The organism is Bartonella doshiae NCTC 12862 = ATCC 700133, from assembly GCF_000278155.1.
GTDB classification, from domain to species: domain Bacteria; phylum Pseudomonadota; class Alphaproteobacteria; order Rhizobiales; family Rhizobiaceae; genus Bartonella; species Bartonella doshiae.
In genome coordinates this window covers 230,986-244,017 of record NZ_JH725096.1, presented here as the reverse complement: position 1 = coordinate 244,017, position 13,032 = coordinate 230,986, and the positions used below count along the sequence as shown (strand labels likewise).

The following is a 13,032-nucleotide window of genomic DNA, read 5'->3' as shown; positions in this document are numbered from 1 at the left end:
TTTAGCTCTCATATTCGCTATGTTCATCAGGAATATCAGGCATCACCCCATCGCTCGAACCAGTGATAACCACATCTCCTTCATGAAGCCCTGAAACAATCTCTGCCACAACTTTGTTATTAAGTCCCACTAACACTTGTTTTGAAACCACCTTATTTCGGCCTACTAAAAGGGAAACCCATGCCTTACCCTCTTTTGTTTCATCACGTAAAGCATCACTTGGAACTAACAAAACATTTTTAGCACGCCCCAAAATAATATGAACTTGAGCTGTCATATAAGTACGCAGAAAATTGTCTGCATTATCAACATGCACAATTCCGTTATAATAGATAGCCGATGATACGAGAGAGCTAGACCCTCCCATGACTCCAGGATTAATGCTTACATCAGCGCGAATTGATTCAGGCGCCGGCTCTATCCTTTCTAAAGTGCCTTCATAACGGCGTTGCGAATTGCCCAAAACTGTAAAATAAAGAGGTTGCCCAGCACTCACTTTAAGAATATCAGCTTCTGAGATTTGCGCTTTGATCGTCATCTTTGACAAATCACCTAAAATAACAATTGTTGGAGCAGACTGAACTGCATTCACATTCTGCCCTTCTTCAACAACAGTTGCTAAAACTGTTCCGTCTGAAGGAGCGGTTATCCGAGTATAATCTAAATTAACCTGTGCACTGTCCACATCAATTTGTGCTTGTATAATTTGCTCTCGAAGTTGAGCAATTTGTGCTTCGCGTACTTTTACTTGTGTTGATGCATCATCAAGATTAGCCCGTGAAATTGCGCGTGCTTCAAACATTTTTTTCTGACGATCAAAATTCTTCTGAGCAAGAGAAAGATGAGCTTCCTGTTCTAATAAATTTGCATAATAATGCGATAACGCTGCTTTTTTTCTTTTCAGATCATTTTCCTGATCGGTAGGATCAATCTCTGCCAAAAGATCCCCTTCTTTCACAACGCTCCCCGGGAAAACACGCATGGATACTACACGTCCTGTCGCACGTGCACCAACAGCTACCAATCGATAAGGACGTACAAGACCAGAAGCTAAAACACTTTCTTCAATATCCCCACGCTTTACCACCGCTGTCATGTAAGTTGGTGAAGATGTTCCAAAAATGAGAGAACGCAACCACAACAGAAAAATGAGAATAACGACACCCGCTAAAAATAAGAAAAGCTTTTTGCGTTTCATAATGACGTTTTTAACTAAATCTTTTTTCATTTTCCTACCTTCGTACGTGTATTTGTAATACCATCAACAACCTCCGGACGTGACACATCAACCGTACCATCCCAACCACCACCCAACGCTTTCATCAGTGCGATATACTGGGTAACCAAAGCAATACGGCTATCTTTAAGTGTCATTTGCGAAGAATAATAGGAACGATTAGCACTTAACAATTCAAAGAAACTAGTATTTCCATTTTCAAAAAGGCGCTTTGCTAATCTTAATGAACGCAAAGAAGCTGTATTAGCAGCAACAAGTTCTTCTAAACGTTTATGTTCTTTTGCCAATCTCACAAGCGCATTTTCGACTTCCTCCAAAGCTCCCAATACAGCAGCCCTATAAGAAATAAAAGCTTGATCACGTTGTGCACGTGCTGCTGCAACAGAAGCAACGACTTGACCGCCATTAAAAAAGGGAAAACGAATACTAGGTCCAAAAGACCAACCAATTGTTGAATTTTTCCATAATTGATCAATTGCCGTTGCTGATGTTGAAATATTACCGGTTAAAGTAAGGGATGGATAAAGATCTGCCTCACGCTGACCAATTCGCGCTGTAGCTTGTGCATATTGACGCTCTGCCCGCCGTAAATCGGGACGTGTTAACAAAATATCAGCTGGAATTCCTGCCGGTATAGGCCATTGCGGTTGTGGAATCTTTGCCCATTTAGCACTTTTTTGTAAAAGATCTTGCAAAGCTGAAGGAACCTGACCAGTTAAAACAGACAGACGATGAATACTCATGGCCAAATTCATTTCCATCTGTGATACATCTGCTTCTGTACTTGCCACTTGCGCTTGTGCATTTGAAAAATCAAGCTCTGAAGCATCTCCTGCTGACAATTTGACACGCATCAGTTCAAAAGTTTTTCGTTGCGATGAAGCGATTTGCCGCACAATTTCTAATTTTTGTTGCCAACCACGCACTTGAACATAATTTGTTGCAACATCTCCCAATAGCGTTACCATTGTGGCACGCATATCTTCCTCAGCCGCATCAAGACCATACCGTGCTGCTTCAACTGCGCGCTTACGTCCACCAAAAAAGTCGAGCTCCCAGCTTGCATCAAAACCACCAAGATATTGATTCAAAGAACTATCAGATGATTTAGAACTGCGCGTTCCTGAAATTGAAGTTGACAAACTAGGAGAAAGAGATCCCGCAGCTTGCCCTAAACTGGCACGCGCTTCGCGAACGCGCGCTTTTGCGATGGCAACATTGTTATTTCCAGAAATCGCATAATCCACTAATGCATTTAAAACAGGATCCTTCAGAGACCGCCACCACCCTGCAAGGACAACAGGGTACTTGGATGTTTGTTCTGATTGCTGTCCCCACGCGGAAGGTACTTTAAAAAATGTCTTTTTATAATTAGGGCCAACCATACACCCTGACAGCACTAAAAAGCACAAAAAAACACTAAAAAATGTACCTATGGAAGCAACCCGCTTTAGATTTCTGATTTGCATAAATGTTCCCACTCACTCAGAATCACTCTTCTACCGATTTATTTCAAATTTATCTACTTATTTCAAATTTAGGATGAAAAATCAAATACAGTTTGTACTGGAACGTGATCAGAAGGAGACACCCACCCCCGTGCCTGACGAAAAATTGCAAGATCAGTAACAAAAGGTACTAAATCTGGAGAAGACCAAATATGGTCAAGACGCCGCCCACGATCAGCAAGTGCCCAATCGCGAGCGCGGTAACTCCACCATGTATAAAGCTTCACCGGAACAGGAAAACGCATACGCATTAGATCAACCCACCCCCCTTGACGACATAAAGCTTGTAAACATTCAGTTTCAATCGGTGTATGGCTTACAACCTTCAATAATTGCCGATGCGACCAAACATCATCTGGTAAAGGAGCTATATTCAAGTCACCTACCAAAAGAGAAGAAAGACCATCTCCCTTATCTGCTTGAATAGAAAACATTTCTTCTAAAAAATCAAGTTTATAACGAAATTTTTCATTGATATTCGCATCAGGTACATCACCTCCAGCGGGAACATACAAATTATGGATTCGTATTTTCTTCCCATAAGCTTCAACAATTACTGAAATATATCGGCAATCTTCCTTTTGACAAAAGGAACGCTTTTCAACACTTTCAAAAGGCACACGTGAAACAATCGCCACACCATTGTAAGACTTTTGTCCACTCAACGCTCTATATTTATAGCCCATTGCTTCAAAAGCTTCATAGGGAAACAAAGCATCTGGACACTTCGTTTCTTGTAGACACAAAACATCTGGAGCAAAGAGATCTAAATATCGCAAAACCTGCTCAATACGCAAACGAACAGAATTAATATTCCAAGTAGCAATCCGAAAAAACATTCACTTCAATTCCCGCCCATTGACACAGCACTATTTTTTCGTGGGAAGTGTGAACATTCCATCAGCAAACCGAACACCCGTCCGTACATTCATGATTTGAACAGTAGTTTCCAAATTTTGTTGATCAACAATTGTCCACTGCCGTAAAGCAGTACCTTTAGAATCAAAAACCATTCTTATTTGCCCTCTTCCAATAGCTTTATCACGCAGAACAATTGTCACCGCTTCTGGATCTTCACGCAATCCAACCAAACGTCCTGATGATGATACATCAATTTTATCACCTAACAAGAACCGCATCGGAGTTTGAGCGAGTTGTGAAAAATTCCACGTATTCAAAGCGCGGTTATTAATACCTACAAATTTTCCATCTGCAATAATCTGTAAAGGTATTTTTTTATACATAAAACGAATTTTCCCTGGACGTTCTAAATAAAAAGTCCCCTTGGACATTTTTCCCTTTGGGCTAAACTGGATAAAATCACCAGTCATTGTTTTAATCGCCGCAAAACGATTAATAATATTCTGTGCCCATGCCACTTTATTGGATGTTTGCGAAAAAGCAAAAAAAGTTGGGCAGAAAAAGAAAAAGAAAAAGATCCCCGTAAACCCAAATATTTTTCTCTGTGGTAAAACAGATGTTTTCATAGAAAATGCTCCTAAGCAATACATATTTATTTTAAACACATGCAACAAATGCCGCATAAATATCTTCTTTTTAAAATATTGTCTGAAAAACTCTCAAAAGATTGCATTCTTCAAAAAATTTCCTCTTCAGAAGACACCAAAATTTCCCGTTTCCCGGCATGATTAGCTGGACCAATGACGCCTTCTTCTTCCATACGCTCAATCAACGAAGCAGCACGGTTATAGCCAATGCCTAAACGACGTTGAATGTAAGAGGTCGAAGCCTTACGGTCACGAAGCACAACAGCAACTGCTTGGCGATAGGGATCATTTTCTGAAGGAGAAGTTAAAGAAATATCTGTATTATTCTCTGTAATTTCTTGTGTAATGGTTTCTAAATAATCGGGTCGTTCTTGCGCTTTAAGATGCATCACCACCTGCTCAACTTCATCATCAGCAACAAAAGGACCGTGGACACGTTGGATACGTCCTCCTCCCATCATGAAAAGCATATCTCCTTGTCCTAACAACTGTTCAGCTCCCTGTTCCCCAAGAATTGTCCGACTATCAATTTTTGAACTCACAGAAAAAGAAATGCGCGTAGGGAAATTAGCTTTAATCGTCCCCGTAATTACATCCACAGAAGGGCGCTGCGTGGCCATAATCACATGAATACCAGCAGCACGCGCCATTTGTGCTAAACGCTGTACAGCCCCTTCAATATCTTTACCGGCCACCATCATCAAATCCGCCATTTCATCAATAATGACAACGATATAGGGCATGGGATTAAAATCAAGTATTTCTGTTTCGTAAACAGGTTCTCCAGTCTCGTGATTAAATCCAACTTGAATGGTGCGCGTTATTGTTTCACCCTGGCTTTTTGCCTCTTTGAGACGCGCATTAAATCCATCAATATTGCGAACACCAACTTTTGACATTTTGCTGTAGCGCTCTTCCATTTCACGCACCGCCCACTTAAGTGCAATAACCGCTTTTTTAGGGTCTGTTACCACCGGAGTTAACAAATGGGGAATTCCATCATAAACTGAAAGTTCCAACATTTTCGGATCAACCATAATGAGACGACATTGCTCAGGTGTCATGCGATAAAGCAGCGACAAAATCATTGTATTAATGGCAACAGATTTTCCTGAACCTGTTGTACCTGCCACCAGCAGATGCGGCATTTTTGCTAAATCTGCAATAACTGTTTCTCCACCGATTGTTTTACCCAACGCAAGCCCTAGTTTTGCTTTGCTTTCTATAAATTCCTGTGCTTGCAAAATTTCCCTTAAATAAACCATCTCACGCGTCGCATTTGGCAATTCTATCCCAATCACATTACGTCCTGGAACCACAGCAACACGCGCTGACACTGCACGCATTGAACGCGCTATATCATCTGAAAGCCCAATGATACGAGAAGATTTAATACCAGCCGCTGGTTCGAATTCATATAAAGTTACCACCGGGCCAGGACGCGCATCAAGAATTTTTCCTTTAACCCCAAAATCTAACAAAACCTTCTCCAGTTCTTGAGAATTTACTTTGAGAGCAGCAGGAGAAAGTTTTGCATCCCTTGCTGTCGGAGGGGCAATTGAAAGATAATCCAAAAGTGGAAGCAGAAAACCTTCCTTTGAAGAGGCCATTACAGTTTTGAGAACATGTCTTTTAACAGGAGAAATGTGCTCCTTATCTTGAAAACTGTTCTCCCCTTTTGTTTTTTCATCAAAGAAAATAGGATCAATCCTATCAAAAGACTTTTCTTGTTTTACAGACGTCTTCTTGAAGAAAAAAAAACGAAAAAAACGAGCTTGTAGAAAATAAAAAAGATGTAAGATAGCCCCCACAGTCGTAGCCCAAAAACCGTACTGTACTCTCTCTACAGAATATTCTTCATCATCTTCTTCTGGTAAATCAAAAACTGGTTCTATAATTTCAGTTTTCTGTCTGCTTTTTTCTTTTCTTTTTCTTGTTGGGCGTCGCCATACCACATTGCCAGCAAAAGCAGCCGTCAAAAAACCTAAAAGAACACACACAATGCCCAAGAGCGCACGTTGAAATGGAGAGGACAAGACTGGGAAAAAGAAAAAAGCAGCATTTAAAATTTTATCACCCAAAACACCTCCTAATCCTATTGGCAACGGCCAATATGTAAAAGAAGCAATAGGTGTCATAAAAGCAAAAGCAATCAAAAAGAAAATCGTTGATACAATCCACAAAAAAAGACGAAAAATCAAATTATGGATACTCTTCTGTGCCAATAAAAGAAACGACCAAAATAATGGCGGCAACAAAACGCAAAGACTTGCCAAACCAAAAAACTGCATAAAAAAATCTGAAAAAATGGCACCAAACCATCCCATAAAGTTTTTAATCTCATTTGCACTTGCATGCGTCAATGATGGATCCGTCACACTCCAAGTAGCCAATGCTAAAACGCAAAAAAGGAGAAAACCCAAAAGCCCAAGCCCAATGAAAACACCAATCTGGCGCAAAAACATTTCAATAAGCCGTGAGCTTTGAGAATTTTGCGCTTTTAATAAATCATAAGGAGAAGAACTTCGGTGCATTCATCTATTCCATATACAAAATCTTTATGTTTAAAGTTATAAATTATGATCGCAAAATATTAAAACCGTTTTAACCACAATCATCATAATAATTTCCTTTATAATATTGTATAAAAGATGATATAAAAGAAAAGTACCTCCTTCGTTTATAGGAACGAACAAATCATAAAAAACGGAAAAAAGCATTGTGTATTCTGATCCCAACAGAGCTGTAAACCCCAACAAAAATATAAAACAATGCGATATTCTTATTGCAGGAGGTGGCGTTGTCGGTATGACGCTCGCAATAGCACTTACACAAGCAGCCCCTGACCTGAAAATAAACATTGTTGATGCCGCTCCTGAAAAGGAAGAACCCTCTTCCAATATGCGTGCATTTGCCCTTGCTGCTGCTTCTACTCGTATGTTCAAACAATTACAATGTTGGGAAAATATAAAGCCTCATGCTCAACCCATTCATTCCATGATAATTACGGATGCATACACAAATGATCCTGTCAAGCCAACTCTTTTAACCTTTGAGGGAGAGGTTACCCCCAATGAACCCTTTGCAACTATGGTAGAACATAGGGATCTCATCACTGCTTTAAAAAAACGTGCCAAAGATCTTAATATTTCTGTAACCAAAAACATACGTGTCATTGATTTTTACCAAGAAAATCAACAAACAATTATCACCTTAAGCAATGAAGAAAACTGGCAAACAAAATTGCTGATTGCGGCTGACGGAGCACATTCAAAATTACGCGCAAAAGCGGGACTTAAAATCTTTTCTCATCCCTATAAACAAACAGCAATCATATGCACAATTGAACATGAAAAGCCTCATCATGGTCAAGCAATCCAGCATTTTTTACCTGCTGGACCTTTCGCTCTACTTCCTCTTAAAGGAAATCGGTCTGCTATTGTCTGGAATGAATACCATAAAACGGCTCAATATTACCTCAAAACTGATGCATTTATTTTCGAAACAGAAATCGAAAAACGTATAGGTCATCGATTTGGAAAACTCTCTTGGAATGGCGAACGTCAAGCTTTCCCTCTCACGCTTTCTCTAACACGCCAATGCGTTAAACCTCGTTTTGCCCTCATTGGTGATGCTGCTCACACAATCCATCCGATTGCAGGACAAGGACTCAACTTAGGATTACGTGATAGCGCCGCACTTGCCGAAATCATTATTGAAACAGCACGATTGGGTCTCGATATTGGATCCTTCACTACACTTGAACGCTATCAAAGCTGGAGACGTTTTGAAACTGTACGTATGGCTCTGAGCAATGATTGGCTAAACCAACTCTTTTCTAATGATAACCTCCTCTTGCGAATGTTCCGCGATGTAGGCCTTGGGTTTGTCAATAAAATGCCCAAAATGAAAAAATATTTCATTCAGGAAGCAGCTGGTCTAACTCCGAATGCCCCACGTCTGTTACGTGGGCTCCCACTCTAAGCATAAACTGTACCTTATACTCTTTTTGCTACCTATAATCATACCTCTCTTTGTGCAAAATAAACTCTTTGCCTATTTGAGGAACAAGAGTTTCAAAGAACACACTATGAGCATCAATGAAATTGTCCTCAACCAATCACTATAGTGCACAATGCATTATGTATGTAAATCTACCATCTACCACACAATCAAAATCTACCATATTGTCAAAGTAAATAAACAACTGTTAGAAAACTGCCTAACCTTTTCGATTCTCAACAATCCTCTTTTCCATTGAGGTATACAACGGTAATTTCAACAACAAATATTGCAAAAACATATAAAAACAAAAATTCCACCCGTAAGAAGAATTCGTTTTTCGAAACAACTCTAAATCACGCAAACAAAAAAACTGAGGTAAATGTTCTCTATAAAGCTTCAAAGAAAAAATCCCAGATCACAAATACATAAAAGCACCCCAAATGCCCTATAAATTTGTATTGCAAACATGCATCTCTATAAACACTACACCTGTATATAGTGAAACAAATTTATTCACACTTTACATGGCTCTATTCAACCACCACAATATTTTAATATATCGATTCGATATTTGACACATTAATCCACAAACTATCGATAAATACACATGGCTAAGCTCACATCTCTTAAGAACCTTAGCCTTGTAAATGAAATATATGTGCTATGTTACTTCTAGTTCTTCAAGCGAATAGCCGCTCTCTAACCATGCTTTAACCCACTTAGGTTTACGCCCGCGCCCATTCCATAATTCCCATTGGTTATTGGGATTTCTATAATAACGTTCTTTGTTCACAAGATCTGCAATATTAATTCCATGCGCACTGGCAATTTCAAGGATTTTTCGCCGCGCATTTAACTTCTCTTTTGCTTGCCGTTTTTTCAATTCAACATCAATCTGAAGACGCATTTCCTGTAGCTCATCAAGATTCATATTTTTGAGATCATTCACCTTTTTACTCCCCTTGCAAAAAAAGAATTATGCTTTGCCATATTTTAAACATAATTATGTACAATTTTTGCCCATTTATTATCAGAAATAAAACTGCGATGAATATATCACTCTCACGGAGATGTGCTTTGAACTGCAAAAGTTTTTCCATTTGTGCTTCAGTTAACACTACTGTACCTCTTTTCGATTCGATTGCTGAAAAGGTTTTGAGTACATGCACTCCTTTACACCTTCCTGATTCTTACAAATCTGCCATCGAAAGTGAATATAAATCGCCATCTTATAAATTATGGCAATACATAACAAAGAACAAGCCCTCTACCTGTAACTGTAGAGAAGTTCGTACCGCCAATAAAAAATACTTTTACATACAGTGGATCTCTGTCTCAAATCAAACTCCCCAAAAAAAAGCAAAATACGCAGAAAAATATACTGTGCAGTTACCCTCAATAAATCAGAAGAAATGGTTATTATTTAGCAATAATATTTTCTCTCATAAAGCCAGTACATGTAATAGTGATTGGCGTGATATATCCGCTTTCACCCCGCATATTAATACGACTAAATACCAATTAACATTCGCCAAAAATATATTTGAAAATAATAAAATCTATAATCGTGAAAAACAAAATTTTGCACTAAAAAGCCTTACTGCGCGAATCTCTAGCGACACTATATGGCACCAAGCAGAAAATCTGCATAAAATGAGCAATTATATCAATAAAAATCTCAATCGCTGGGTGTATCGTTTATGACTATTCCAGATTTCATGATGCTTGCTGCTGCATGTGCACCCGCTATTCATCCTACAACACTTTCAGCTATTGTTATGCAAGAGTCTCAGGGACACATTTATGCAATAGGTATCAATGGCAATCATAAACTATCACACCAACCTTCTACACTTTCAGAAGCAATCACCATTGCTGAAAAACTTAAACATGATGGACATAATTTTGACATAGGTTTGGGACAAATAAATGTCAAAAACTTGGAATGGCTTAATATGTCCCTTTTTGATTTATTTGATCCCTGTAAAAATCTCAAAGCTCTGCAGATTATTCTGACGCATTGCTATGAACGTACGAGAATGAAATACAGTTCTGAACAAACTGCATTACAAGCAGCGCTGAGCTGTTACAGTATGAGAGATTTCAAAAACAGTTTTACAAAATTCTATATGCAAAAAATTACTTCATATGCCGCAGTGCAGGTTCCTGCTCTCGTATCCGTAGGGAATGAATCGCAAAAATTTGTAAAACTTCACGCAGGAGAACCAGAACGAACGGTTAAAACAGAATCTTTTTCTGATTCTCCAGAAGAACTTGCAGATGCATTTGCCCATCAATCAAGTGGTGTCCTTGATGCTTTTACAACAAAAGGCGCCTTTCCATTGAAGAAACAATAGGAATAATGATTTTTGCATTTACGAATGAGAACTACAATTTTGATAAGATACGGTAATGAAAGGTAGATAAAGAAATATTAAAGCTCTAATTAGTAAGATTGAACGAAATTTCTTCTAATTGAGGGCAGAAATAATGAAAATGATAGAACAAAACAGCGTTGATAGAGCATTCAATCAGAAAGCAGCACGTGAAATTACAGTTGTGATGCATTCAGAAAGAGAGTGGTATTTTACGTTTGTTGCAGATGATCCAGTAACCGGAGAACCAAATAGATATACACTTCTAACACAGAGAGGAAAACTAAGAACTTGGGCTGACCCAAAATATCTTTTTAAGTTTCTTCATGAAAGAGGAGTGGTTTATGGCAGTTTTAAACTTAATGAGGATAAAAAATATGAAACAATTAAAGATTCTTCCAATGACAGTTCATAATAAAATCATTGCAACTGCTGCAACTTTGACAATGTTTTTTATGACACATCCTGCATATGCGCAACTTACAAACGCTAAAGGTGTTTTAGAGAAATTTCGGGATCAATTGAAAATAATTGTTCCTATTGCCGCTACTGTTATACTTTTAGGTTTAGCAATTGGTTATGCTGGACGATATATCGAAAAAGACACTTTTGTACGGTGGGCAATCGGCGTCATTGTCGCTGGGTCAGCTGCTGAACTTGCGAATCTATTGTTCACAAAATAGTGAAACCCTGTAACACAAAACATTTTTTATTCAGGAAAAACTATTTTTGTGTGCACATGGTGAAAACATTACTTCTACTAAAAAAGGCCATGTGTATTTATTGATTAGGATAAGCAACATGAAACAACCCTATATTCTTCAATCGAAAGCTAGTAATAAAGTCGCCACAGTTATTACTATTACGACCCTATTTTTTATGACGCATCCTGCATTTGCTCAAGCAAACGGTTTAAAAAAAGCGCAAGATACTTTAAAATCGTTCAAGGACCAATTGGATATCATAATTCCTATTGCTGCTACTGTTATACTTTTAGGTTTATCAATTGGTTATGCTGGACGATACATCGAAAAAGACACTTTTGTACGGTGGGCAATCGGCGTTATTGTCGCTGGATCAGCTGCTGAACTTGCGAATCTATTATTCACAAAATAATGAAGCCCTATAACAAAAACATTTTTTATTCGGAAAAAGCTAATTTTTGTATGCCACATGGTGGAAACATTACTTCTACTATAGAAAAAACTCTTTTTAAAAACTTTAATATTAATTGGGATAAACGATATGAAACAATTAAAGATTAACAATAAAGCCACCACAACTATTATAGCTATGTCTGTGTTTTTTATGACACATCCTGCATATGCACAGCTTGCAAATGCTAAAAGTGTTTTAGAGAAATTTCGGGATCAATTGAAAATAATTGTTCCTATTGCCGCTACTGTTATACTTTTAGGTTTAGCAATTGGTTATGCTGGACGATACATCGAAAAAGACACTTTTATACGGTGGGCAATCGGCGTTATTGTTGCTGGGTCAGCTGCTGAACTTGCCACGATGTTATTTAAAGCAAATGCATAATATAAGTTACTATTTTTATTAAGAAATAAAGCTAATAGTAAATAATTTTAAGTATTAATTTTATGCTGCAAAGAAAGAACACTGTTTATGAAAACTTTGATAAACAATATGAAGATTAACAATAAAGCCGCCACAACTATTGTAGCTATGTCTGTGTTTTTTATAACGCATCCTGCATATGCACAGCTTGCAAATGCTAAAGGTGTTTTAGAGAAGTTTGAGGAACAATTAAAAATAATTATTCCTATTGCTGCTACTGTCATACTTTTAGGTTTAGCAATTGGTTATGCTGGACGATACATCGAAAAAGACACTTTTATACGATGGGCAATTGGCGTTATTGTCGCTGGCTCAGCTGCTGAACTTGCTAAGCTGTTGTTTTCCTCTAACTAATTGAAACAAATATGAAAAAGGTTTGTTAAAAATCGAAGTCTGCATCTATTCTCTATCCATTGTAAATATACCCATGATAATTTTTTATTATACTGTAAAAAAGGATATTGTTTATGATTACTTCAATCGTAATGAGAATAAAAAATTTTAAAAGACCAAATATTCTTCAAACAAAATCTGACCATAAAATCAGTGCTTCTTTTGTAACTCTGATCACAGCTTTAGCAACGCAATCTGCGTTTGCCAAAGAAAAAGTTAATAATGTAGATGTTTTCATAGGTATACAATACGGGCTAAGTATGATTGTTCCTATTGTAGGTGCTGTTCTTTTTTTACTTCTATTCATCCTTTGTATTTTTCGCATCATCGCGCGAGCAACATTCGTACGATGGGCTTTCAGTGTTATCATTGCTAGTACAGCATTTTATATTACTCATATATTATTCCACATCACCTAATCGGAG

At 38.0% G+C, this 13,032-nt stretch carries 15 protein-coding genes; 9 read left to right on the top strand and 6 right to left on the bottom strand.

Annotated elements, in window-relative coordinates:
- Position 1: 1 nt before the first annotated feature.
- The 5 genes from MCS_RS05830 to MCS_RS05810 form a co-directional block, all read right to left on the bottom strand.
- Positions 2 to 1,228, bottom strand: coding sequence for an efflux RND transporter periplasmic adaptor subunit (locus MCS_RS05830; protein ID WP_004856355.1), 1,227 nt, complete (start codon positions 1,226 to 1,228; stop codon positions 2 to 4).
- Entirely contained in the window at positions 1,225 to 2,706 is a 1,482-nt protein-coding gene (locus MCS_RS05825) for an efflux transporter outer membrane subunit (RefSeq protein ID WP_004856354.1), read from the bottom strand. Before MCS_RS05825 ends, MCS_RS05830 begins: the two co-directional genes overlap by 4 nt.
- A gap of 68 nt (positions 2,707 to 2,774) precedes the next feature.
- Positions 2,775 to 3,584, bottom strand: coding sequence for an exodeoxyribonuclease III (locus MCS_RS05820; RefSeq protein WP_004856353.1), 810 nt, complete (start codon positions 3,582 to 3,584; stop codon positions 2,775 to 2,777).
- A gap of 30 nt (positions 3,585 to 3,614) precedes the next feature.
- On the bottom strand, positions 3,615 to 4,232 hold the full coding sequence (locus MCS_RS05815; RefSeq protein WP_004856352.1) for an outer-membrane lipoprotein carrier protein LolA: 618 nt from the start codon (positions 4,230 to 4,232) through the stop codon (positions 3,615 to 3,617).
- A gap of 110 nt (positions 4,233 to 4,342) precedes the next feature.
- Positions 4,343 to 6,787 carry an FtsK/SpoIIIE family DNA translocase gene (locus tag MCS_RS05810; RefSeq protein ID WP_004856351.1) on the bottom strand — a complete coding sequence of 815 codons (2,445 nt, stop codon included), beginning with the start codon at positions 6,785 to 6,787 and terminating at the stop codon, positions 4,343 to 4,345.
- Positions 6,788 to 6,974: 187 nt separating this feature from the next.
- Here MCS_RS05810 and MCS_RS05805 point away from each other — a divergent pair, with 187 nt between their 5' ends.
- A complete protein-coding gene (locus MCS_RS05805; protein ID WP_004856349.1) occupies positions 6,975 to 8,237 on the top strand; it encodes a ubiquinone biosynthesis hydroxylase in 1,263 nt (420 codons plus the stop codon).
- 682 nt (positions 8,238 to 8,919) lie between these two features.
- Here MCS_RS05805 and MCS_RS05800 read toward each other — a convergent pair.
- The gene (locus tag MCS_RS05800) at positions 8,920 to 9,207 is read right to left on the bottom strand and encodes an H-NS histone family protein (protein ID WP_004856348.1); all 288 of its coding nucleotides are present in this window, start codon (positions 9,205 to 9,207) and stop codon (positions 8,920 to 8,922) included.
- A 128-nt stretch (positions 9,208 to 9,335) separates the two neighbouring features.
- Between MCS_RS05800 and MCS_RS07970 the strand changes: the two genes are divergently transcribed.
- The 8 genes from MCS_RS07970 to MCS_RS08465 all read left to right on the top strand — a co-directional run bounded on the left by MCS_RS07970 (position 9,336) and on the right by MCS_RS08465 (position 13,026).
- On the top strand, positions 9,336 to 9,962 hold the full coding sequence (locus MCS_RS07970; RefSeq protein WP_024864193.1) for a hypothetical protein: 627 nt from the start codon (positions 9,336 to 9,338) through the stop codon (positions 9,960 to 9,962).
- A complete protein-coding gene (locus MCS_RS05790; RefSeq protein ID WP_004856346.1) occupies positions 9,959 to 10,615 on the top strand; it encodes a lytic transglycosylase domain-containing protein in 657 nt (218 codons plus the stop codon). The genes MCS_RS07970 and MCS_RS05790 overlap by 4 nt, the downstream gene beginning before the upstream one ends.
- Before the next feature lie 133 nt (positions 10,616 to 10,748).
- Entirely contained in the window at positions 10,749 to 11,048 is a 300-nt protein-coding gene (gene korA, locus MCS_RS05785) for a KorA family transcriptional regulator (RefSeq protein ID WP_004856345.1), read from the top strand.
- Complete coding sequence (gene trwL / locus MCS_RS05780) at positions 11,011 to 11,316, top strand: VirB2 family type IV secretion system major pilin TrwL (protein ID WP_004856344.1); 306 nt, start codon at positions 11,011 to 11,013, stop codon at positions 11,314 to 11,316. Before korA ends, trwL (MCS_RS05780) begins: the two co-directional genes overlap by 38 nt.
- Before the next feature lie 118 nt (positions 11,317 to 11,434).
- Positions 11,435 to 11,749 carry a VirB2 family type IV secretion system major pilin TrwL gene (gene trwL, locus MCS_RS05775; RefSeq protein WP_004856343.1) on the top strand — a complete coding sequence of 105 codons (315 nt, stop codon included), beginning with the start codon at positions 11,435 to 11,437 and terminating at the stop codon, positions 11,747 to 11,749.
- Positions 11,750 to 11,878: 129 nt separating this feature from the next.
- Positions 11,879 to 12,175 (top strand): VirB2 family type IV secretion system major pilin TrwL, encoded by a 297-nt coding sequence (gene trwL / locus MCS_RS05770; protein WP_004856341.1) that lies wholly within the window; start codon positions 11,879 to 11,881, stop codon positions 12,173 to 12,175.
- A gap of 87 nt (positions 12,176 to 12,262) precedes the next feature.
- Positions 12,263 to 12,568 carry a VirB2 family type IV secretion system major pilin TrwL gene (gene trwL, locus MCS_RS05765; protein ID WP_004856340.1) on the top strand — a complete coding sequence of 102 codons (306 nt, stop codon included), beginning with the start codon at positions 12,263 to 12,265 and terminating at the stop codon, positions 12,566 to 12,568.
- A gap of 113 nt (positions 12,569 to 12,681) precedes the next feature.
- Positions 12,682 to 13,026 carry a hypothetical protein gene (locus MCS_RS08465; RefSeq protein WP_004856339.1) on the top strand — a complete coding sequence of 115 codons (345 nt, stop codon included), beginning with the start codon at positions 12,682 to 12,684 and terminating at the stop codon, positions 13,024 to 13,026.
- The last annotated feature ends 6 nt before the right edge of the window (positions 13,027 to 13,032 follow it).

Excerpts from the sequence above, each read along its gene's own strand:
- trwL (WP_004856341.1), top strand. The coding sequence starts at position 11,879 with ATGAAACAATTAAAGATTAACAATAAAGCCACCACAACTATTATAGCT.
- korA (WP_004856345.1), top strand. The coding sequence starts at position 10,749 with ATGAAAATGATAGAACAAAACAGCGTTGATAGAGCATTCAATCAGAAA.
- trwL (WP_004856344.1), top strand. The coding sequence starts at position 11,011 with ATGAAACAATTAAAGATTCTTCCAATGACAGTTCATAATAAAATCATT.
- MCS_RS05815 (WP_004856352.1), bottom strand. The coding sequence starts at position 4,232 with ATGAAAACATCTGTTTTACCACAGAGAAAAATATTTGGGTTTACGGGG.
- trwL (WP_004856343.1), top strand. The coding sequence starts at position 11,435 with ATGAAACAACCCTATATTCTTCAATCGAAAGCTAGTAATAAAGTCGCC.
- MCS_RS05830 (WP_004856355.1), bottom strand. The coding sequence starts at position 1,228 with ATGAAAAAAGATTTAGTTAAAAACGTCATTATGAAACGCAAAAAGCTT.
- MCS_RS05790 (WP_004856346.1), top strand. The coding sequence starts at position 9,959 with ATGACTATTCCAGATTTCATGATGCTTGCTGCTGCATGTGCACCCGCT.
- MCS_RS05825 (WP_004856354.1), bottom strand. The coding sequence starts at position 2,706 with ATGCAAATCAGAAATCTAAAGCGGGTTGCTTCCATAGGTACATTTTTT.
- trwL (WP_004856340.1), top strand. The coding sequence starts at position 12,263 with ATGAAAACTTTGATAAACAATATGAAGATTAACAATAAAGCCGCCACA.
- MCS_RS05820 (WP_004856353.1), bottom strand. The coding sequence starts at position 3,584 with ATGTTTTTTCGGATTGCTACTTGGAATATTAATTCTGTTCGTTTGCGT.
- MCS_RS08465 (WP_004856339.1), top strand. The coding sequence starts at position 12,682 with ATGATTACTTCAATCGTAATGAGAATAAAAAATTTTAAAAGACCAAAT.
- MCS_RS05810 (WP_004856351.1), bottom strand. The coding sequence starts at position 6,787 with ATGCACCGAAGTTCTTCTCCTTATGATTTATTAAAAGCGCAAAATTCT.